Origin of the sequence: Kordia jejudonensis, assembly GCF_001005315.1 — a bacterium.
GTDB classification, from domain to species: domain Bacteria; phylum Bacteroidota; class Bacteroidia; order Flavobacteriales; family Flavobacteriaceae; genus Kordia; species Kordia jejudonensis.
The window spans coordinates 1-657 of sequence record NZ_LBMG01000180.1 but is presented as its reverse complement, the minus strand read 5'-3'; the positions used below and the strand labels follow the sequence as shown (position 1 = coordinate 657).

The 657-nt window shown below is 37.1% G+C and carries 1 protein-coding gene; it reads right to left on the bottom strand.

What is annotated here, in order from left to right:
• Nucleotides 1-657: AMP-binding protein (locus tag AA089_RS23225; RefSeq protein ID WP_046759416.1), on the bottom strand; the 657-nt coding region annotated here is incomplete at both ends.

The window sequence follows — 657 nt, the reverse complement described above, 5'->3', positions numbered from 1 at the left end:
CGTATACATTACTCATTGCAATTTCTGGATACATTTCAAACCATCGTTGACAGTATGCTGGCGGCAAACCTTCTCCGTTCATCATTAGCATTTGCAAACTTGACAAACTTGGTTTTTCAGAAGTAGTTTCTAAGTAATCTAGTAAGATAGAAAAGTGTGCAGGAACACTTTCTAATAACGTAATTCCTTCATTTTCTACATGTGTCAATAAACGCTTAGGATCCCAAGCGTCATCGCCAACAAGAACCGTTGTTGTTCCGCCAACTAACAATGCCACCATGTATTGCCAAATGCTGACATCAAATACTTGGGTTGCCGTTTGTGCTATGTTTGACTGTTGATCAATGTGAAAATCGTTTATTTTGGCATATAAGTGATTCAACATTCCTTGGTGTGTTACCATCGCGCCTTTTGGCTTTCCTGTTGATCCTGAAGTAAATATGATGTAACTTAAAGTGTTTCCTGAAAGAGAATTATTGTTGTTTTCTTTCGAATATTTTTCACTTATAGAAGCATTTGTGTAAAGAATATTTTTTGCCTCTGTTAGTCCAGAAATACTTTCTTGTAAATCATTCGTCGTGATGACAAATCCGCTGTTTGCTTGTGCTAGAATGTGTTGATTTCGCTCTAGCGGAAAATCGGTACTTAGTGGAATGA